A 21,933-nucleotide genomic window follows, 5' to 3' on the forward strand; every position below is an offset into this window, starting at 1 on the left:
GTTTTTTAGCATCTCATTGGATGTATATTTAGCATTTTTAAACAGTTGTTAAGACAATAATATTGCTTTTGTCCTCGTGATGCGTCGGGCTAAGGATAGCAGTTTTAATTCCTTTGTGAAGGAGTAATAGCATTGCATTGTTTTGCATAATTTTTCCCTGAAATCAGGTAGTAAACTGCATTCTCGTTTTTAATAAATTTGTCAATAGGAAAAAAATAGCACAATGTTTGCTGTTCATGTCAAAACATATATTGATTCGACAAATTATTAATCGTTACAACGTTGTAATGGAAGAAGTACTTAAAGTGAAAGGAAAATTGAAAAGATTTTATACGATGATCTGTGCCGTTGTAATGGCGTTGACATTATCGAGCTGTTTTGATTTTGTTGAGCAGATCGACTTAAAAACGAATGGTTCTGGGCATATTGCAGCGACATTGAATTTAAGTAAAAGCAAGATCAAGGTAGCTTCTTTAATGAAGATGAAAAGTATCAAGGGAATCCAGATCCCTTCTCAAGCCGATATGGAGAAAGAGATTCGATCTGCTGTTCAGCTGCTCAAGCAGACTAAAGGTATTTCTAATGTACAGTACAGCACAGATTTTACCAATTATATCGTTAATATTTCATGTGACTTTAGTCAGATAGAATCGTTGAATGCCTTTTCAGATATATTGGCAAATCGATTTAAAACGAAGATATCGAATTCAAACCGCTATTATTATAACGCGCAAAGTAATGTGTTTGAACGCAAATTTGTGGCTTCTGCTGACTGGAAGACAAAATTCAATCAGTTGGGAAGCGATAATACGACCCAGTTTGCAGATGCATTCTACACGCAGATTATTCGTTTTGAAAAACCGATAGCTTCTCAGGCAAACGGCCTGGCAAAGGTTGCCGGAAATAAGAAAGGGGTCTTGCTAAAGCTACCTTTTATGGATTTGGTATATGGTAAATCGAGTTTGGCAAATAAAATCACATTAACAAAATAACCTAATAACATTGGTGAACCCAGGACCATATTTAGTTGCTGAAAGTGCTTCTATAGAGTACGGTGGGTGTAGCTGAAAAATTATTTATAAGATGAAATCAAAAATTATACTGGTAGGATTAGCCTGTTTGTCTTTTGGGACAATTGTAAAGGCGCAGGACTTGATCAAACAGATCCCTGAAGATGCAGAAATGATTGCGGCCTTTAACGTAAAAGATATTGTACAGAAGGCTAATGCAAATAAGCTGAACGAGTTGCTTCAGAAAGCAGGTTTTTTTGAAAAATCAGGAATTTCAGCGAGCAATGATATTAAAAATTTAGGAGTAGACCTATCCCAGACGGCCTATTTTTATACCAGAAAGACCGATAGTATCAGTTTTACGGAATTTATATTTTCCTTGAACAACAAGGGGCAATTTGAGAAACTGCTTCATGAGGCGGGAGAACCCCAGGCATTTGCCAATGGTTATACGAGCATAGGTCTCAAAGCCGGCAGTATGTTGGTGTATAACGATCGGATTGCTCGATTTATTTCGGCGACGACAAATACCACCTTTTTGGATAATGATTCGATCGCTAGTCGTTATGGAATCAAAAAGGTGGATTACGTTGCACGTCCAGCCGACGACGAAGATGCTTGGGCAGATACAACTGTAGCCGCTGTGGATTCGGTTGCCGTAGTCTGGGATGCGGATGAAAATCTAGCTGTACCGGTATCCCCACCGGTTGCGATAGCTGTGGAGCCTGATACGATAGTAGGTGCTACGGAAGTACTGCCACCTGTTGCTGATATTGCGATGGATGAAGCGGCAGAAATACATGATCCTAGTTATTATGATTCACTTTATACGGCCTATGAAGATCAAAATCGGAAAAACGATTCTATTCGTAACGGCTTACGCGATAAATGGTTGTTGAATGAGGTTACCCGTTTGCTTTCAGGAAATCATAAGTCCCTGTCAATTTCAGATCAGGAGAAAGTTCTAAAAAATCTGGGACTTATTCGATTGTATGTTCCTCATGTAGAGGATCTATATCGTGGTCTATTGCCTTATACCACCTCTCTTCCTTATTATTATATGGGAATTAAACTGGATAAGTTCAAGACGGGTTATCAAGACGGTCTATTGGATTTAGTGCAAGAGGGGAATGTGCTGAAATTAAAGGGATCTGTGGGTTTAGATAAGGCCCTTGCTGAGATGACCAAAAGAATGTATGCGCGAAAACCTAATTCGAAGTTCAGTAAATATTTAACGGATAAAACCTTAGGTTTTTTTAATGTGAATATTAATTCGGAGGCTTATCTGAGAGAAATGCCTGCCTATATGGCAAAATATTATAGCGGTTTATTGGGGCCTCAACAGGACCTTGTCGAATGGGGACTGATGGCTCTTGAAATAGCACTAGATGAAAAGGCCATTGCCCAGGTAATGCCAGGAGACCACCTCGTGGTTGTTAACGGTCTTCGTAAGTTCAAAAAAGATTATATCGATTACACCTACGACGATGATTACAATGCAATCGAAGTGAAAAAGACCAAGGAAGAGACACTTCCAGTATTTATTTGGATGTTCACATCAAAGGATCAACGTCTGATAAAAAAAGGCTTGGACATGGCTGTTTCAAAGCAAGTTGGGCAGGTCTATGATGGCATTTATGCGTTTTCAAAACAGAAAGCCAAGGATTTTCCAATGTATGTTCTCTTGAAAGAAGATTTGGTAATGGTTAGTAATGACTCATTGTCCCTAAATGATATCCGTCAGAAAAAGATGAATGCTCCCGGAAATAAAGACTTTGTAAAACTGATGAAGCAAAACAAGATGTCAGCAGCTATTGACCTACAAAAGCTACCGACAATGTTAAAGGAAATGGGGGTTACACCGGATAAACAATGGGAAACAACACTGGCACAGCTCAATCAATATGGCAGTACCGCAATTACTTCCAAAGGTGTGGTTGGTAACCGTGCTGAGGTTGAAATGTCGACAAGATTGCCGCAGACCAGTGATGGTGCGATCAGTTATTTACTCGATCAAATTTTGGCGGAATTAAATAAAATGTAGCGGCTCCCCAAAGTGGATTATTTATTTTGTTGTGATAAAAATGTGTTATGAAAGTATAAAAGGTATATGAAATTCTATAATTAGTTACGAAGTGTCGTTTTTAGTATACATCAAATTCTAAATTTGGTGTATATTTGTTCGTTTTATGAAAAGTGCTTTCGGTTCAAAGAAAATATTGATAACCTTCTTTTTTGGTTTGTTTTTTGATAATTCTGAGGCGGTTTTGTAACCCATGAAATATTTGGTTTTTATGAATTTCTCATATTTAAGAAGAAGGCTTCGCAAAGAAAATCCACGATGGGTTGTATTATTATTTGATTTGGGTATAGTTTTGTTTTGCTATGTCTTTTCAAACTTTATTGTTAATAGCTTTAAAGGAAGTCTAGATGTACTTGATATGGTGTGGAAAGCTCCTATTGTATTGATCATCTATCTGAGCTGTTTTGTGATCATGCAAACATACAAAGGGATTGTAAGGCAAACTGGACTAAGTGATGCAATTAAGATATTTAAAACATCTTGGCTTGCGTTTATGATTCTAGCGATATTAAGTGCGATTGTGCGCTTGTCATCAGGAGAAGATCACAATGTACTGGGGTTTCTTAGGGTATCTTATGGTGTTCTTTTAATGCATACTTTTTTTACAATGGTTTCTTTGGTGGCTTCTAGGGTTTTCTATCGTACAATTTATGAAAGTTTATTTCTGAGGAATAGAAAAATGAAACAAGTGCTGATTTTTGGCGCCTCAAGACCGGGATTGGTTGCTTTCTCTCTATTGAAAGAGGATCAGAGGACAAAATATCAAGTTGTAGCATTTGTCGAAGATAAAGTTTCTCGTGTAGGCAAGCGTATCGGGGGACTTCGTATCATGGATATTTCTGCCATCACTATGGATTTTGTTCGGGCAAATGATATCTCGGATGTTGTTATAGCCGTTGAAAACGACGATCCCGAAAGATTAGCAAAAATAACTGATGCATTTCAACAGTTGAAAATAGAACTGAAAATTATGCCTCCAGCTCATTTGTTGTTAAATTCTGGTATCAAAAGAGAAATTAGGCCACTTAAAGTAGAAGATTTATTAGGTAGGAAAAATATAAAATTGAACAATCCCGAAATAATAGCAGAGACTGAAAATAAAGTAATCCTGATAACTGGTGCTGCAGGATCTATCGGAGGGGAACTTTCTCGTCAAATTGCAAAACAAAAATATAAAAAATTAATTTTATTAGACCAGGCTGAATCCCCACTATATGATTTGCAGCAATCATTAAACCTGAATAATTCTGATAAAGTAAAGTGTGTTGTTGGCGATGTTAGGGATATTGTATTTTTAGATCATTTATTTAATCAGTATAATTTTGATATCGTTTTTCACGCTGCTGCTTACAAACATGTTCCTCTAATGGAAGATAACCCTTATGAAGCTATTTGGACAAATGTTGTTGGCTCTAAGAATCTTGCAGACCTTGCCTTAAAGTATAATGCCAAAAAATTTGTTATGATTTCTACTGATAAGGCGATAAATCCTACAAATGTGATGGGAGCAACGAAGAGAGCTGCTGAGATTTATGTCAGCAGTTGTTATGGTAAGGGTAATACATCGTTTGTTATTACACGGTTTGGAAATGTATTAGGCTCAAATGGTTCAGTTATTCCTTTGTTTGAGAAGCAAATGTCTGAAGGAGGTCCACTTACCCTTACGCATCCTGATATTACACGTTATTTTATGACTATTCCGGAGGCATGTCAATTAGTTCAGGAAGCTGCCGTTATGGGCCAAGGCGGGGAGATTTTTGTTTTTGATATGGGTAGCTCTGTCAAAATTATGGATTTGGCAAAACGGATGATTCGTTTAAAAGGATATCGGTATCCTGATGATATTGATATCAAAATAGTGGGACTTAGACCTGGTGAAAAAATCTTTGAAGAGCTGTTAGCAAATGGTGAAAATACCTTGGAAACTCACCATCCTAAAATTATGATTGCAAAAATTAATCATGAAAATCTAGCATTTAAATGTGAAAAATTGAAAGAACTTGTTACTATGACCTCATTGCAAAAAATGGACGCAATGTCCTTGGTAAAAGTTTTAAAAGAGATTGTTCCAGAATTTAAATCCCAAAATTCAGATTTTAGTGTATTGGATTTTGATAGTGATGGGGTTCAAGTAGCAACCTAATTGTAATCTTGAGATGATTATTCAATAAAAAAATGATATTTTTACCACGAATTATACAAATAATACTTTATTCATGCATACTTATTTTAAGTTTAAACATTATTTTCAATTATTATTGCTAACAAGCATAGTTTTAGGGCTAACATCATGTGGCTCTCGAAAAAGTATAATATACCTCCAATCCGACTCGACAAATATTGTTAATGATTACGAAAAATACATTCCACGTATACAACCTAATGATATTTTATCAATAACTGTTTCTGCTGCTGATTTGAAAGCTGCTATGCCATTTAATCAAGTTAGCCCCTATCAAATGAATAGTGCTACTAGTACCGATTTGGCAATGAAGCCAACTTACACCGTCGACCAAATGGGTATGATTGATTTCCCTGTAATAGGTAAGATTCGTTTGGAGGGTTTGACAAGAATGGAAGCGATGGATAAATTGCGGGGAGAATTAAAGAAATATATTGTTGATCCAGGGGTTAATATGTCATTCAATAATTTCAAAGTGACGGTGATTGGGGAGGTGGCTCGTCCGGGCTCATTTCCATTACAAAATGAGCGTATAACATTGCTTGAGGCCTTAGGTATGGCTGGAGATATGACGATGAAAGGGGTAAGAAATAACGTCTTGGTCATACGAGAGGTAAATGGACAAAAAACGGTTAATCGAGTGGATCTTTCTAAACAAGGTGCTTTAAATTCCCCTTTTTATTATTTAGCACAAAATGATGTTGTGTATGTTGAACCAAATAAATCTCAAATTCGAAATGCTAATTATGGTCAGAATACGAATGTGTTGATCTCAGTAGTTGGTTTGATTATCACTGTTATTTCTGTTATTGTACGTTAAAAATTTACAAATTTTATTATGCCTGATAATTTATCTCAATTGAGTTCTGATTCACAAGAAGACCAGCAAATAAATATAAAAGCCCTTTTTGAGCAATATTTTTACTATTGGAAATGGTTTGTTTTGTCTATTTCAATCGTATTATTTAGTGCATTTCTTTATCTTAAATTTGCAACTAAGCAATATAAAGTAGATGCTAAAATACTGCTGCCAAATGAAAATGAAGGTAAAGGTGAGTTGGCTGGCCTAGCGGATCTCGCATCTATCACTGGTAGTACTGGTAATACGGCTAAAGTAATGGATCAGATTGATGTTCTTAAATCTAGAAGATTGGCGGGAAAAGTTGTCGATACGCTGAATTTGAACATTTCTTATTCTGAAGGTAGATTTAAGAAAGAAATGTTAGCACAACAAGAATCCCCAATTCGCCTCTTTTTGGTAAATTCAAATATATCTTACCAAGATACAATAAAAGGACGATTTCGTGTTGATATACTCTCTCCCACAAAAGTAATTCTCGAAGATGAATTTGGAAAGAATACAAAAGAGATTCTTCTTGGAACAAAAGTTAAGTCAAGTTTAGGTGAGATTATTCTTTTGCCTCAAACTCCAATTATTCAGTCTTTTATTAATAAAAGTATAAACATTACAGTTCTTCCTAGGTTGAATGCATTAGAGAATCTAGTGAAGGATATAAATGTGACTCCTAATCAAGAAAAGCAATCCTATATTATTAATTTTTCAACTACTTCTGCCTCGGTCCTCCAGGCTTCTAAAATTATTAATGAATTAATTAATCAATATAATTTAGATCTTACTCAAGATAAAGATAAACTTACTAAGGCTACGTCTAAATTTATTAACGAGCGACTCGATAAAATTTCCGGGGACTTGTCTCATGTCGATAGTAAAGCTGAAAGTTTTAAAGAAGGGAATCGTCTAATTGATGTTGAATCTGAAGCGAAGCTTTTTCTTGAAAATGCTTCAGAATCAGATAAGAAAGTTGTGGAACAGCGGACTCAGCTTCAGTTGGTTGATTATATGAAGCAATATGTGCAATCCAACAATACCGAACTTTTGCCTACAAATATCGGCCTTCAGGATCTTTCAATTGAAAAGACAATTGTTGAGTATAATAAGATGGTATTAGAAAGAGATGATTTATTGAAGTCTTCTACTATTGATAATCCTGTCATTAAAAATATCAATGATAATATTAGAGTCTTGAATAACAATGTGATAAAGTCATTAAATAATTACCGAAACGTTACACAATTAGCCCTAAATTCTGCCCAAGCTAAGAAATCGGAGTTACAAGGTAAATTGAGTAATCTTCCCAAACAAGAACGTGGATTTAAAGATATTTCAAGAGAGCAGCAGATTGTCGAATCTCTTTATCTTTTTTTATTACAAAAAAGAGAAGAGAATGAGATCAAGGCCGCCGCAACACCGGACAATTTAAAGATTATTGATGAAGCCTTTGGCTCGAATATTCCAGTATCTCCTAAGAAAAGTATTGTGTTGTTAGGAGCTTTAATTGTTGGGGTGATCTTGCCATTTGGTATATTATATTTAAAGTTTTTATTGGATAACAAAATTCAGTCTAGGAAGGATATTGAAGATCTTATAAAAGCTCCTATATTAGGAGAGATTCCTACAAGTGAGCATCCTATCATCCAGGAGAATGATCGTTCTTCATTAGCTGAGGCTTTTCGGATACTCCGTACAAATATGTCCTTCATGTTGGGACCTAATAAAAATGATTCGAAAGTTATTTTTATTACTTCAACAACTTCTGGAGAAGGGAAGTCGTTTGTGTCAACTAATCTAGCGAAAATTCTTGCCATGTCTGCGAAAAAGGTACTTCTGATCGGTGCAGATATCCGAAGTCCTAAAGTTTTGGATTATTTGGGACTTGCACACCTTCAACACACGAATATAGGTATCACGCAGTATATGATTAATCCCGACATGGATCTTGATAATATCGTGATAAAAAAACCTGGGAATTACAATTTTGATATTATTTATTCGGGTTATGTCGCTCCTAATCCAGCGGAACTTTTAATGAACGGTCATTTTGACGACGTTATTGAATACGGACGTAGAAATTATGACTATGTTTTGGTGGATACAGCTCCCGTGAGCTTAGTGACTGATACTGTATTAATTGCCCATAATGCCGACTTAACTATTTATGTGTCACGAGCAAATTATCTCGATAAAAGATTGTTACAAGTGCCTAAAGAGCTTTATCAACAAAGTAAATTGAAAAATATGGCTTTTGTAATTAATGATGTCGATTTTGCCAGAGGCTATGGCTATGGCTATGGCTACGGTTATGGTTATGGTGAGAGAGATGATAAGAGTAGTAGAAGATTCAACTTTCTTCAAAATTTATTTAAATCTGCTAAAAAGTAGCTAGTTACCAATATTATATCAATTATTAAAAGGCATCAATATTTAATGTTGGTGCTTTTTTGTTGGTACTCTTTTTGCTGTATGAATTTTGAGTTTTTTTGAAAAGCAGTTTCAAACCATTTCTGCATAAAATGTAAATAAAAGGTTATAGTGTAATATTTTGAGCTTTTATAAAAATTAGTTACAACTATTAAATTAGTTTTTTCTATAGAAAGGAATTGGTTTTTTAAATAAATTATGTTTAACTGTAGCGTTTTGTTTATGTTTTCCGTTATATTTGTAGTTTCTATTAAACTACTTTAAAATTATTTGATTAGTATATGGGGATATTGTCAAAATTGTTTGCGGGCAAGAAAAAGGATTCTAAGATAAAGGTTGTAGGAAAATTGGCCTTTCTAGAGGTCGATATGCATAACCATATTTTACCAGGAATTGATGATGGAAGTCAATCTGTTGATCAGTCGATAGAGTTAATTAAAGGCTTAAACAGAATGGGATTTGATAAATTTATCTGTACGCCGCATATAATAGAAGGTGTTCATCCTAACACTTTGAGTACAATCGAAAAATCAAAGGATTTGTTGGTCAAAGAATTGAAAAAGATACCAAATTCTCCAGAGATATTTCATGCTGCTGAACATATGGTAGATGATGGGATTGAGAAATTAATCGGTTCAAATGAGTTGTGTGTAATGCCGGGCGGTTATGTGCTTATTGAAATGTCATATCTTCAAGAGTCTAGAGCGTTATTTAAAACTATCCTTGATATTCAGAATTTGGGATATAAACCAATTTTAGCTCACCCGGAGCGTTATAACTATTATCATTATAATTTTAATATGTATAAGCAGATTAAGGACGCAGGATGTATGCTACAATTAAATTTATTATCGATAAGTCGTTATTATGGTGTTGAAGTTAAGTCTGCTGCATTAACCATGATCAAATCGGGTATGTATGATTTTGTCGGAACAGATACTCATCACCAACGCCATCTAGCTGCATTGGAAGAAGTCGTTGCAAAATATCCTGTTAGAGATTTACTTAAAACTTGTAATATAATTAACTCGTCGCTTCAAGATCACTTAACACTTGATAGTGTGAACGTTGCTGGTTAGTAGTTTTGAAGTTATTATTCCTAAAATAATTAGTCTAGTTCGTCTTAATATATTTTGTTGTTAAGAAAACTGGCGAATAGGTGAATCCTATTTCTGGTATCTTGTATTTTGCCCGTATGGATATTTCGAAAATTTGGCTACTTTTGGTTTTAGCATTTTTCATATGAGAGGAAACAGAATTTTTATTCAAGATTGGATAGCACACCATACTTATCAAAAAACAAACGAAATAGATAGTTATTACTTACGCGTTGCAAATGAAATCAATGATAGTTTATCGACACTATGGTTTGAGGAGCAAGAGACAAATGATCTCATCCATACCGATGCTTTAAAGACATTGAGTATCTATCTAACGTGTTACTTAGAAGACGTTATTGCGAAAACAGGAATTTTTGCTGCTTTTAGAACGATCCATACAGAACTATACAATCAACTTTTGCCTTTTTATAATGATAATGACCTGACGGATTATTATGCTGAGGATATTAATAGCGAAGATATTGCTGTATTGACCTGGTTGTTTTTCAGTGAACGCAACCCACATTTATTTATTGATCCCCGTGGTCGTTTGATCCAATTGGTTACAGATTTGGCCTATTCGATCTTGGAAGAACATTATGAAGTTGCTCCTGAAAATGAAAAGTTAAAACTAGAATATGTTTTGGACGAAGGAGCGAACTATTTTGAAGTCCGTAATTTTATTGAAAAGCTTGTCGCTACAAATTACCTGACAGCGGGTGAATATAACACCAATCTTAATCATTTGATGCAAGTTGCGGAAATAGGGCGATATCAGCACGATCAAAATCAGTTGCAACAGATGATCTATCGGGTTCGAGACAACCATTTCAATAATTATAGACTACATGTGTTTGCGTTGAAGGCATCTGAGTTTGTAGCTGAGGTGGTTGGCAAAGAACATGCGCTATATGATATTGTCAAGACATTAGGTAATCGCATTAATAGCTTTTTCGAATTCGTTAAAACGGATGAGCTTTATGTACATGTAAAACATATCGGAACAAAAACTGCATTTAAAATCTTTAAGGACTCTATACAGCAATTTGTTGAACCAACAGAACCCCTATCTTTCTATATGGAAATTGTGCCTTGGAAAGATGCCTGGAACCTGTCGGGAATTATGACTGTTGTGAATGCCGATGAAGTGAATTTTGATTTACCTGAGCAGTATGAGATGACTTATCGCATTGAAGCCTTAAATGGTAAGGATAAGAGCTTGAAGAAAACGGAAAAGCAGCTGAAAGATATGGGTAAATTGTTCCAGTCGGAGCATAAGGCTGCAGTGGCGTTTATGGAAGGAAAGGAAGTGAAGGAATTTGCAACGGATTTCTTTAAGAAATATCAGCAAAAATACCCGAGTAAAGAAGAGTCTCCACTTCCAGAATCAAATTTGGACCTTACGGAAGATGCTAAAGTCACCGTGTTCTTTAATCCGAAAACGGGTTTAGAAGTTTTTGGCGGTATAGCGGAATTTTTCCCATTAAAGAATAACGACTTCGCGGAGAAAGATGGTGAAATTGAGGTGCCTTATGCACGCTACTTTTTGAATCTTTTGGTCGAAGATTTTTTCCCAAGTGAGTTGCCTAAGTACTATGTTAATCTATTCAAGGCGGAAGTGGACAAACAGTTCTTTTTTCCGGTGAACGATGAGGTCCTTGATTTCTTTCTCCGTTTCTATAAACGAGGAACTTACTTCTTGGGACCATTTCCATTATTAAAATAACTCGTGTATCGACTGTAGAAATACAGAAATACATAAAAGTTCCATTGCCTACCTGCAATGGAACTTTTTTATGCATCTACGTCAGGCTATCCTTTGCTGTATAAGATGGTGTGGTCCTTTAGACATTATTTTGTTGATCGAATATCCCATGAAATTGGTGTTAATTTAATATAAATTGATTATAATTAAATTGTTATCACTTGTGAATCTGGGTCTACATGTCGCATATCCCACGCATTTATGGTATCCGAGTTTTGAACAGTACGGAGTTTAACAGTACACACCAAATCTAAGTAAGGGGACTAATACCTATTTTGGTGATGGTTGGAGTTGCCTATGAAAATCTTACCCTACGTGATGTGCCATTAGATAATATCGAAGATATGAATGTGCTGAAGGGAGCAACCGCAGCGGCATTGTACGGTAGTATGGGGGCTGGTGTGGCCATTATGATTACGACAAAAAAGGGACTTGCGGAATAAGGAACGGAGATCTCAGTCATAGCAATAACATGTTTTTTTCGGGTTATCTAGCTTTGCCCGAAGTACAACATGGATACCCGTCAGGTGAAAGGGGAAAGTTTAATAATGATGACTATGTGGGGGGGGGGGATAAACCGGATATTGGGCGTTCAGCCAAGCAATGGAATCCACTGACAAAACAACTGGAAGAGATGGAATTGCTTTCCCTTGGCAAGGACAGTTTTAAGAATTTTCTTGAGCGGGGATTTATATCCAATAACTCCGTTCGTTTTACCAACCAGGGTGAACATGGAAGTATTAGAACATCGATAAATCATATTTATAAAAAAGGACAGTATCCAAACCAAAAAGATGAATATGACAAACATGTCTGTCGCTGGGCAGACTAAGATTAGCGAAAAAGTTGATATAGAAACACGCCTTGCCTATAATCGTCGTTCAGCAAGAAGTAATTTTGGCGCAGGATATAATGATCAGGGGTATATTTCCAATATTCTCGTGTGGACTGGGCCTGAGTATAATTTACAGGATTACAAAGATTATTGGTAGATTAACGACCAATCTCAAAATTGAATGTATAAAGCCTGGTATGACAATCCGTATTTGACGGCTTATGAGAAGGTTACCCCTGAGCTGATTAATAAGATGAACGCTGCCTTGACCTTGAATTATAAGGTTTCTGATTGGGGGAAACTTAACCATATCGGGGTCGTCAGGCTTTACTTCGCGTTTGATTAATACGCATGAGGAGAAAATGACCAGATGTCATGGAATTACATTGGGTACAGCTGCTATAAAAAAGGAAAATTTCCAATGGGATATTATTTTAAATATGTCGCAAAACTTGGCATTCTTCCACAAGCTTGATCCCGTTTATTCTGCAGATGCATTATACGTTAAAAAGGGTATTCTTGATGAATTAGAAAAAGCAGATCAGCTCTTTGCAAGCGGAGCAAAATTTGCGGGTGATCCCTTGTATGGCGGAGACTTAACAAAATGGAGAAAACTCGTCAACAGGTTACCCAAAATGGAAAATCAACCCCGCATTCAGTTTAAATGCGGATGATCTAACCAAAATACCTGTTCGTTGGCGCTATCCAGCCAGTGAGTACACTTATAACGGACAAAATTTGGATGAAGCGCTCGCCCGCCAATATGGGGGGAAGGATGAGATCAATCGTTTGCGGGGATTTTTGTTAAAAACGTTACATTAAAAACGACAGCGAATGGATATATTCGCTTTAGACCATTGAATTTAGCAGAGAGATAACAAATTTATTTATGGATAGCAGAAGAGATTTTATTAAGAAGGCTTCGTTGTTAGCTGGTGTTTTTGGCTTACAGAGTGCTATGCCAGATGCCATACATCGCGCATTGGCAATTGAACCTATAACAGGAAGTACCTTTTTAGATGCCGAACATATTGTCTTATTAATGCAAGAGAATCGTTCTTTTGATCATAGTTTTGGAACACTTCGTGGGGTTCGGGGATTCAATGATCCACGGGCGATTAAATTGCCTAGCGGTAATCCCGTATGGTTGCAGTCGTCGGCTGCAGGTAAGACCTATTCGCCGTTTCGACTGGATATCAAAAACTCCAGTGCTGCGTGGACCGGAAATTTACCACATTCCTGGGAAAACCAGATGGCAGCCCGTAATGAGGGAAAACACGATAATTGGATCGAAGCAAAACGGCCAGGAGGAAAGGTTCTGAAAGAGATTCCGCTAACAATGGGTTATTATACACGCGAAGATATCCCTTTTTATTATGCATTGGCTGATGCCTTTACGATCTGCGATCAGCACTTCTGTTCGTCTATCACAGGTACAACAACCAATAGGCATTTCTTCTGGACTGGAACCTGTGTGCCACATAAAGGGGCGAAGCCATTGGTGCGGAATTCCGATATCTATTTTAACCGTTGGGCACATTGGAAGACTTTTCCTGAACGCCTGGAAGAAACGGGGATCTCCTGGAAAGTCTACCAAAATGAGGTCAGCATAGAAAGTGGCTTAGAGGGTGAGGATCTGTTGGGAAATTTCACGGACAACAATTTGGAATGGTTTGCGCAATATCATATTGAATTCAAGAAAAGCCATCTTGATTTTATGCGGAAACGTGTCGCGGAATTACCGGCGGAGATTCAAGAACTTGAGAAAGCATTAGCTAATAATAGCTCCGAGAGTGTCCAGAAAACACAGAATAAACTCAAGCAGAAGCAGGAACAGCTGAATCGCTACCAAAAACATTTGGCACGCCTTACGGAGCATGCTTTTCATCAGCTTCCTGAAGAGCAGCGTGCTTTGCATGAACGTGCGTTTCAAACGAATGAGGGGGACTCCTTCTATCGGGAGACAAGCGTTGTGACACATGAGGGTGAAAAAATTACCGTTCCTAAGGGCGATGTACTCCACCAATTTAGACATGATGTGAAGTCAGGGAAACTGCCAGCAGTGTCGTGGCTTGTAGCACCACAAAGCTTTTCAGATCATCCGAGTGCACCTATGTATGGCGCTTGGTATGTATCGGAGCTATTGAATATTTTGACAGAAAATCCGGAAATCTGGAAGAAGACCATTTTTATTCTGAACTATGATGAGAATGATGGTTACTTTGATCATATTCCTCCTTTTGTAGCACCTAACCCCGCAGACAGCCGTTCTGGAAAAACTTCGCCGGAATTAGATTATAGTGGTGAATATGTGAGTTTAGCACAGGAGCTTGCCGATGGTGAAGAAAAAGATAATGCAACGGAAGGTCCAGTGGGGCTTGGTTACCGCGTCCCTTTGATTGTGGCTTCCCCTTGGTCAAAAGGCGGTTGGGTCAATTCGGAGATCTGTGATATCACGTCGACGATTCAATTTATGGAGTATTTTTTCGAGAAAAAGTTGGGTAAGCAGGTAAAAGAGGAAAATATAAGCTCCTGGCGTCGAGCTATTACAGGTGACTTGACATCGATATTTCGGAAAGCTGAGGGATCGAATGCTGTTGATTTGCCTTTCCTTGATCGGAATCAGCAGATCTATGCGATTGATCAGGCCAAATCGAAACCACTACCCAATAATTTTCACGTTTGGTCGAAAGAGGATGCCGCAGCATTACGGTCTAAGGGGCATTCCACTTTACTGGCGAGACAGGAGAAAGGTCAGAAAAATTCTAGCGCGTTGGCCTATGAGCTCTATGTTCAAGAATCCTTTTCTAATGAAGGCAACCGAATTCATTTAACATTAGAAGCGGGCAATAAGGTGTTTGGTGATAAATCGCTCAGTAGCCCTTTTAATGTCTATAGTGGACCAAGTTATAAAGAAGGGGTTAAATTTTGGCCTTTTGCAGTTGTTGCTGGTCGTAATCTGAGCTTTGACTGGAATCTGGCTGACTTTAAAGATGGGCATTACGATCTAACCGTATATGGCCCAAATGGGTTTATGCGGGGATTTAAAGGACATGAGGAACCATTGACTGTTCGTGCAACTTATGAAATCGGGAGGAAAGGGCACTTAACGGGTAATCTTGTTTTGGAGATTCAAAATCATGGTAAAAAATCATTCCGTCTACATGCGGAGGATAATGCTTATAGTACATGGAAGAAATCCATTGTACTTGCTGCCGGGAAAGCTACGAAGTGGATTGTGGAATCTCATAAAATCCATGGGTGGTATGATATTACGGTACATGCTGAGAATACCAAATTTGTGCGCCAGTTTGCGGGTCGTGTGGAAACGGGCAATCATTCGAAAACTGATCCACAATTGGGATAATAATCCGTTCCTACATAATTGACCAAAGGGTATATAATTAATATATTACTGACTAGGGTGAGAGATCCCAGTTTTTATTTTGACTGGGATCTTTTTGCATAGGTATGAGCATCCACTTGGGGTAGTTAGTAAACTTAGCGAAAAAAATATGATTTCTTGTTACAGGAAAGATAACCTCTATTTTTTAGCGTTCTTACTACATTTCTATATTTTCAGTGACTTTAATCGTTTTTTGGGAAATAACACGCAGTTAGCTACTCTCCAAACCCTAGTTTTATTTTTTGTGCGTGTTTACACTTGTCAATGGGAAAATACCACTTTCGACATGCGCTTTTTCAATCAGCCGACGTAATTCTTTTACTTTCGTTGGATTTCCCGGGGCAATATTGTGTTGTTCTTTGGGATCTTGTTTGAGATTATAGAGTTCGGCTGTAGGTTGGCTACTTGTAACTTTTTGTAAGATAAGTTTCCAATCTCCCTGGCGCAGGGCTTGACGTCCCCCATCTTCGTGAAATTCCCAGTACAGGTATTGGTGCTTTTTTTGTTGCTTGTTTTTACCTAGTAGCGTTGGCACAAATGAAATACCGTCTGTATAATGCGGTTTGTTTGCTCCGGCAAGCTCAACCATCGTAGGCATAATATCCCAAAAGGCGCCTAGGTAGTTTGAAGTTTTCCCTTCGGCAACTTTACCATGCCAGTACACAATGAAAGGGGTCTTGATGCCACCTTCATAGAGGTCGCGTTTGTTGCCACGCAACCCACCGGAGCTATTGAAAAAATTGGGGTCAGCTCCGCCTTCCTTGTGCGATCCGTTGTCGCTCGTAAAAATGATAATTGTATTGTCCAATAGCTTGTTTTCACGTAGCCGATCAACAATTTGACCGACATAAGCATCCATACGGCTTACCATACTCGCATACATCGCATGTGGTTTTTCAACCGAAGTGTAACCGGGAACAGTTGCTTGTGGTCCATAGTCATTTCCTTTATGCGGTTTTTCATCAAACCGGTCTGCATATAATTGGTAATATTTGTCATCCGGACCTGATAATTCGGCGTGTGGAAGAACGGTAGGTACATAAAGGAAAAAAGGTTTCTCCTTATTTTCATCGATAAATTCCAGGGTCTTTTCTTGGATTAATGCTGGTGCATACTGCCTTTTGGCCATTAAACCATTGCCATGGAGTTCTATCCTTTCGTTATTATGCCAGAGGTGAGTTGGGTAGTAGCGATGGGATTGACGTTGGCAGTTATAGCCATAGAATTCATCGAATCCTTTTTGATCAGGAGCACCTGTTGTATGGACCATGCCAAGTCCCCATTTTCCAAACGCACCGGTTGTATATCCTGCCTGTTGTAGAAGCATAGCAAAAGTTTGTACAGAGTCGGCTAGCGGTTGTTGTCCTTCGGGCTCAATTTCTTTGTTACCCCTTACATAGGTGTGGCCAGTATGCTGTCCTGTCATTAAAGATGATCGCGAGGGAGCGCACACCGATGTACCAGCGTAGAAGTTGTCAAATTTCATCCCTTTGGCAGCCAATGAATCGATATGCCTCGTTGCAATTTTTTGCTGACCGTATACACCAAGGTCTCCATAACCAAGATCATCTGCCATAATAAGTACAATATTCGGTCTCTGGTCTTTCTTTTGAGCTATAGCAAGAGAGGCTAGAGTCAAAAGAAGAGATAACATAAAAGATGTTTTCATTTGCATCTAGTTCATTCGTCAAATCAAATCTCTTTGTTGGTTAGGATAGGCCACTAATTTAGATAATGGTCATCTTAATCTTTTAAGAAATTCTGATGGTTATCAATAATGGTTTGTATTCCTTTTTTATACATCTATTTGTAATAGACATTTGCTATTCATAAAGAATGAAGTTTAAATCTAAGCAAAAATATCTTTTAGGTCATATCGGTCTTCATTCATAGAAGTATAATAGTGTTAGTTAAACAGTCTTCATTGTCAATCTGATCCTTTTTTGACTCCCGCGCACACGATTGTGTAATAATTTATTGTGTGCTATCAATTGTAATCTCCGATATGTTCATATTTATTTTCTAATTTCACCCTAATTTTATGAAAATGCTCTTATGGCCAAATCAATTAAAGAAATAGCACAGGAACTCAATGTGTCTAAATCAACTGTTTCGTTAGTCATTAACCACAAAGCCGAGCGAGCACGCATTAGCAAGGAATTGGAAAACCGTGTACTTGCATACGTTGAAAAAGTAGGCTATAAGCCCAATGCTCTCGCTAAGAGTTTAGCTACGGGGCGGTCAAATACCATCGGTCTAATTGTAGAGAATATTGGAGATTCTTTTTTTGGTCCATTTGCTTTATATGTAGAGGAATTGTTCCGAAAGAAAAATTATCACGTCCTCTACAGTAGTACGCTTGGCGATTCACAAAATGCACGCGATATCATTGATTCGATGTTGGAAAAGAAAGTAGAGGGTATTATTTTGGCTCCGACAGTAGATTTGGAAGAATACCAGCGCAAAATATTGGAGCATAAAGTTCCGTTGGTCGTTTTTGATAGAAATTCTCCAACAGTGGAAACCCATTATGTACATATTGACAATGAAGTTAGTGGGATGAATGCATGTGACCATTTAAAATCTATTGGTTGCAGAAATTTTGGGCTGGTAACCATCGATTCGGATCAACCACAAATGTTGGCGCGAAAACATGCCTATTTAGATTTTTGTGACACATACGGAATGGAGCCTCGCATACTGCAATTACCTTATCAGCATCTGAAGCAGAACGGTTCACGTACGTTGAAAAATTGGGCAGCTAAGCAGGTTGGATTAGATGGTCTCTTTTTTACAACAAATTACCTTTGTATTCTCGGCTTGAAGGCCTTGCGGTCAGCGGATGAAAATAACTACGATTTTCCGATGTTTTCTTTTGATGACCATGAGTTGTTTGATCTTTTAAACCCTAAAATCTCCTGTATACAACAACCATTGGAACCTCTGGCTAAGACTTGTGTGAAAGTTTTGTTAAAGGAAATAGATCAAGGGATATCCACACCAAAAGAATATATCATCTCAACAAAATTGATGCGACGCTAAAATGGGACAGCAAATGAATATATAGAAATTGAATTGTAAAAATCATAAGACGTGTTTGTCCAATTCCAGGTCTTTATTTTGATTTAATATTCTTTTTTATATCTTTACTAATACGTTTTAGTAGAAATATTTTTATATATCCTAAATAATGAAGAAATCTTTAAGTGTTTTTCTAGGGTCGTTATTGTCTTTGGGTTTGTTTTACGCAAAACCGGTTTTGGCTCAGAAATTTAGAGGACAGCAGCTAGAAGCTGTCGATCTTGTTAATCCATTAATGGGTACCGAATCCAAATTTGAGTTGTCCAATGGTAACACCTATCCCTCGATTGCGAGACCTTGGGGAATGAATATGTGGACACCACAAACAGGAAAAAATGGCGACGGATGGCAGTATCAATATACCGCTGATAAGATTCGTGGATTAAAACAGACTCACCAGCCATCACCCTGGATGAATGATTACGGTGTTTTTTCTATCATGCCTGTAACTGGAAAGCCTGTATTTGATCAAGACGAGCGTGCGAGCTGGTTTTCGCATAAAGCGGAGATTGTAAAACCGTATTATTATTCGGTTTATCTAGCGGATCACGATGTGACTGCAGAGATGACACCAACAGAACGCGCAGCCATGTTTAGGATCTCGTTTAATAAAACAGACGACGCTTATATTGTTTTGGATGCTTATGAAAAGGGGTCTGAAGTTCAGATTATTCCAGAAAAAAATATGATAATTGGCTATTCTTCGAAATATGCACGCGGTCCACTGCCAGCTAATTTCAAGAATTATTTTGTTTTGGTTTTTGATCAACCTTTTGCAAGTGTCGCTACTTGGGAAGGCAAAGAGAAGAAGGATGGGCAACTTCAGATCAAAGGTGATCACACTGGTGCAATCGTCGGGTTTAAGGTAAAAGACAAAACGAAACCAGTGCAGGTGAAAGTGGCGTCTTCCTTTATCAGTGCCGAACAAGCCTTATTAAACTTAAATGAGTTAGGTAACAAATCTTTTGATCAAATAAAAGAAGACGGACGTCAGATCTGGAATTCGACCTTAGGGAAAATTAAAGTAGAAGGTGATGATATCGATCAGTTGCGCACGTTTTATTCGACCATGTATCGGACTTTATTTTTCCCGAACAAGTTATATGAAATTGATGCGCAAGGAAAGGCTGTACATTACAGTCCATATAATGGAAAAACACTTCCTGGTTATTTATTTGGAGGAACAGGTTTTTGGGACACTTTTAGGGCGTTGTACCCATTCTTAAATTTTATGTATCCTTCCATTAATAAGGAAATGCAGGAAGGTCTTCTCAATGCCTATTTAGAAGGAGGCTTCCTTCCTGAATGGAGCAGTCCGGGATATGCCGATATCATGGTGGGTAATAACTCTGCTTCGGTGGTTTCGGATGCTTATGTGAAGGGATTGCGCGGTTATGATATCAATAAGTTATACGAAGCCTTACAACACGGTGCTAATAACGAAGGACCAATGAGTGCGGTAGGAAGAAAAGGCGTTGAATATTACAATAGTTTGGGTTACGTGCCATATGATGTTAAAATCAATGAAAATGCAGCACGTACATTGGAATATGCCTATGACGATTTCACGATCTACCAATTGGCAAAAGCATTGAACCGTCCGAAGGCTGAAATTGATTTGTATGCTAAGCGTGCACAGAACTATAAGAATTTATTTGATCCATCGACCAATCTTATGCGTGGAAAGAATAAAGATGGAAAATTCCAGGCCCCTTTTAATCCATTGAAATGGGGTGACGCATTCACAGAAGGCAATAGCTGGCATTATTCGTGGAGCGTATTTCACGATGTTCAGGGGCTGATCGATCTGATGGGAGGAGAAAAGACTTTTGTGAGCATGTTGGATTCGGTGTTTGTTCAGTCTCCAGATTTCGACGATAGCTATTATGGTGGTATTATCCATGAAATACGTGAAATGCAGGTTGCGAATATGGGGCAATATGCACATGGTAATCAGCCAATTCAGCATATGCCATATTTGTACAATTATGCTGGCCAACCTTGGAAAACACAATATTGGGTGCGTCAAGTGATAGACCGAATGTATAAGCCTACACCTGATGGCTATTGCGGTGATGAAGATAATGGTCAAACCTCTGCATGGTATGTTTTTTCAGCGCTTGGATTCTATCCGGTTTGTCCGGCGACGGATGAATATGTGCTCGGAGCTCCATTATTTAAAAAAGCGACCTTAACATTTGAAAATGGTAAGACATTGACCATTGACGCACCAAAGAACTCAGCTGAAAATGTATATGTAAACACATTGCAAATGAATGGTAAGGATTATGGTAAAAACTGGTTAAGTCACAAAGCATTGCATGAAGGTGGCACACTTAATTTTGACATGGCGGCAAAACCCAATTATACGAGGGGATCGTCCAAAAATTCAGCGCCTTATTCAATGACAACGGATTTGCAAACAAATATCAAGTTGAAATCGAACAAAAAGAAATAATCATTGGGTTATGATAAACTTTAAAAACTTAAAAGTAGTTGTTACCGTATTTGGCCTGGCATACTCTTGTTCACTTTTCGCGCAGGACAACTGGAAACATACAGAAAACGACCGCAAGGTGGCTGTGGATGTTGATAGTATCAGTAAAGGTGGATACACCTTGATTTGGATAAATAAAGACAAAGATTTTAGTGCTCCTTTAAAAGAAAGATTGGTGGCAGCATATTTTACAAACTACCCTAAACTAGCCAAGAAATATAATAAAAAGACCATAAAAAAGGTGTCTTTCGTTATTGATCCGGACTATAAAGGTGTGGCAGCGACAGCGGGTGGGATTGTCCGTTACAGTCCAGCTTGGTTTGCCAAAAATCCGGGCGATATTGATGTGGTTACCCATGAGGTAATGCATATTGTCCAAGCATACCCCGACGGGGCGGGCCCTTGGTGGATTACCGAGGGGATAGCCGATTTTGTGCGATTTGATGATGGAATAGATAATGCTGGAGCAAATTGGAAGCTGCCAGAATATAACGAAAAGCAGAAATACACAGATTCTTATCGTATTACAGCGCGCTTTTTGTATTGGATCAATCTACATATAAAGAAGGATTTTGTCAAAAAATTGGATGCGGCGATGCGTAGCAAAAGCTATAGTGATGCTTTTTGGAAAGTGGAGACGGGTAAAACTATTGATGAGCTGTGGGCCGATTATAGCCAAAACCCCAAACTATAA

17 protein-coding genes are annotated in these 21,933 nt (G+C 37.9%); 16 read left to right on the forward strand and 1 reads right to left on the reverse strand.

From position 1 onward, the window contains the following. Window positions 1-236: 236 nt before the first annotated feature. From B4Z90_RS09685 to B4Z90_RS09745, 13 genes are all read left to right on the forward strand, one after another. Complete coding sequence (locus B4Z90_RS09685; protein WP_286802076.1) at window positions 237-992, forward strand: hypothetical protein; 756 nt, start codon at window positions 237-239, stop codon at window positions 990-992. A gap of 91 nt (window positions 993-1,083) precedes the next feature. Continuing rightward, window positions 1,084-3,054, forward strand: coding sequence for a DUF4836 family protein (locus tag B4Z90_RS09690; protein WP_286802078.1), 1,971 nt, complete (start codon window positions 1,084-1,086; stop codon window positions 3,052-3,054). Window positions 3,055-3,304: 250 nt separating this feature from the next. After that, window positions 3,305-5,236, forward strand: coding sequence for a polysaccharide biosynthesis protein (locus B4Z90_RS09695; protein WP_286802079.1), 1,932 nt, complete (start codon window positions 3,305-3,307; stop codon window positions 5,234-5,236). A 73-nt stretch (window positions 5,237-5,309) separates the two neighbouring features. Next, complete coding sequence (locus tag B4Z90_RS09700; RefSeq protein ID WP_112374016.1) at window positions 5,310-6,095, forward strand: polysaccharide biosynthesis/export family protein; 786 nt, start codon at window positions 5,310-5,312, stop codon at window positions 6,093-6,095. Window positions 6,096-6,113: 18 nt separating this feature from the next. Further along, entirely contained in the window at window positions 6,114-8,516 is a 2,403-nt protein-coding gene (locus B4Z90_RS09705; protein ID WP_286802080.1) for a GumC family protein, read from the forward strand. A 320-nt stretch (window positions 8,517-8,836) separates the two neighbouring features. After that, complete coding sequence (locus tag B4Z90_RS09710) at window positions 8,837-9,634, forward strand: tyrosine-protein phosphatase (protein WP_286802082.1); 798 nt, start codon at window positions 8,837-8,839, stop codon at window positions 9,632-9,634. 163 nt (window positions 9,635-9,797) lie between these two features. Continuing rightward, a complete protein-coding gene (locus B4Z90_RS09715) occupies window positions 9,798-11,381 on the forward strand; it encodes a DUF3843 family protein (RefSeq protein WP_286754717.1) in 1,584 nt (527 codons plus the stop codon). A 320-nt stretch (window positions 11,382-11,701) separates the two neighbouring features. Further along, the gene (locus tag B4Z90_RS09720) at window positions 11,702-11,863 is read left to right on the forward strand and encodes a hypothetical protein (protein ID WP_286774673.1); all 162 of its coding nucleotides are present in this window, start codon (window positions 11,702-11,704) and stop codon (window positions 11,861-11,863) included. 29 nt (window positions 11,864-11,892) lie between these two features. Then, a complete protein-coding gene (locus B4Z90_RS09725) occupies window positions 11,893-12,252 on the forward strand; it encodes a hypothetical protein (RefSeq protein ID WP_286802084.1) in 360 nt (119 codons plus the stop codon). Further along, window positions 12,215-12,412, forward strand: a complete 198-nt coding sequence (locus tag B4Z90_RS09730; RefSeq protein WP_286767429.1) for a hypothetical protein — start codon at window positions 12,215-12,217, stop codon at window positions 12,410-12,412. The genes B4Z90_RS09725 and B4Z90_RS09730 overlap by 38 nt, the downstream gene beginning before the upstream one ends. A 24-nt stretch (window positions 12,413-12,436) precedes the next feature. Then, the gene (locus B4Z90_RS09735; protein ID WP_286767428.1) at window positions 12,437-12,601 is read left to right on the forward strand and encodes a hypothetical protein; all 165 of its coding nucleotides are present in this window, start codon (window positions 12,437-12,439) and stop codon (window positions 12,599-12,601) included. Window positions 12,602-12,695: 94 nt separating this feature from the next. After that, entirely contained in the window at window positions 12,696-12,929 is a 234-nt protein-coding gene (locus B4Z90_RS09740; protein ID WP_286767427.1) for a SusD/RagB family nutrient-binding outer membrane lipoprotein, read from the forward strand. A 215-nt stretch (window positions 12,930-13,144) separates the two neighbouring features. Beyond that, window positions 13,145-15,622: a phosphocholine-specific phospholipase C gene (locus B4Z90_RS09745; protein ID WP_286802085.1), complete on the forward strand. Its 2,478-nt coding sequence runs from the start codon at window positions 13,145-13,147 to the stop codon at window positions 15,620-15,622. Between the two features lie 274 nt (window positions 15,623-15,896). Here the strand turns inward: B4Z90_RS09745 and B4Z90_RS09750 are convergent, their stop codons facing one another. After that, window positions 15,897-17,330 (reverse strand): arylsulfatase, encoded by a 1,434-nt coding sequence (locus B4Z90_RS09750; RefSeq protein WP_286802087.1) that lies wholly within the window; start codon window positions 17,328-17,330, stop codon window positions 15,897-15,899. Window positions 17,331-17,716: 386 nt separating this feature from the next. Between B4Z90_RS09750 and B4Z90_RS09755 the strand changes: the two genes are divergently transcribed. From B4Z90_RS09755 to B4Z90_RS09765, 3 genes are all read left to right on the forward strand, one after another. Continuing rightward, window positions 17,717-18,703 carry a LacI family DNA-binding transcriptional regulator gene (locus tag B4Z90_RS09755; protein ID WP_286802088.1) on the forward strand — a complete coding sequence of 329 codons (987 nt, stop codon included), beginning with the start codon at window positions 17,717-17,719 and terminating at the stop codon, window positions 18,701-18,703. Window positions 18,704-18,851: 148 nt separating this feature from the next. Beyond that, a complete protein-coding gene (locus B4Z90_RS09760) occupies window positions 18,852-21,200 on the forward strand; it encodes a GH92 family glycosyl hydrolase (RefSeq protein WP_286802090.1) in 2,349 nt (782 codons plus the stop codon). Window positions 21,201-21,210: 10 nt separating this feature from the next. After that, window positions 21,211-21,933 carry a basic secretory protein-like protein gene (locus B4Z90_RS09765; protein WP_201666722.1) on the forward strand — a complete coding sequence of 241 codons (723 nt, stop codon included), beginning with the start codon at window positions 21,211-21,213 and terminating at the stop codon, window positions 21,931-21,933.

It is taken from the genome of Sphingobacterium sp. UBA5639 (assembly GCF_002421245.1).
Lineage (GTDB): Bacteria > Bacteroidota > Bacteroidia > Sphingobacteriales > Sphingobacteriaceae > Sphingobacterium > Sphingobacterium multivorum.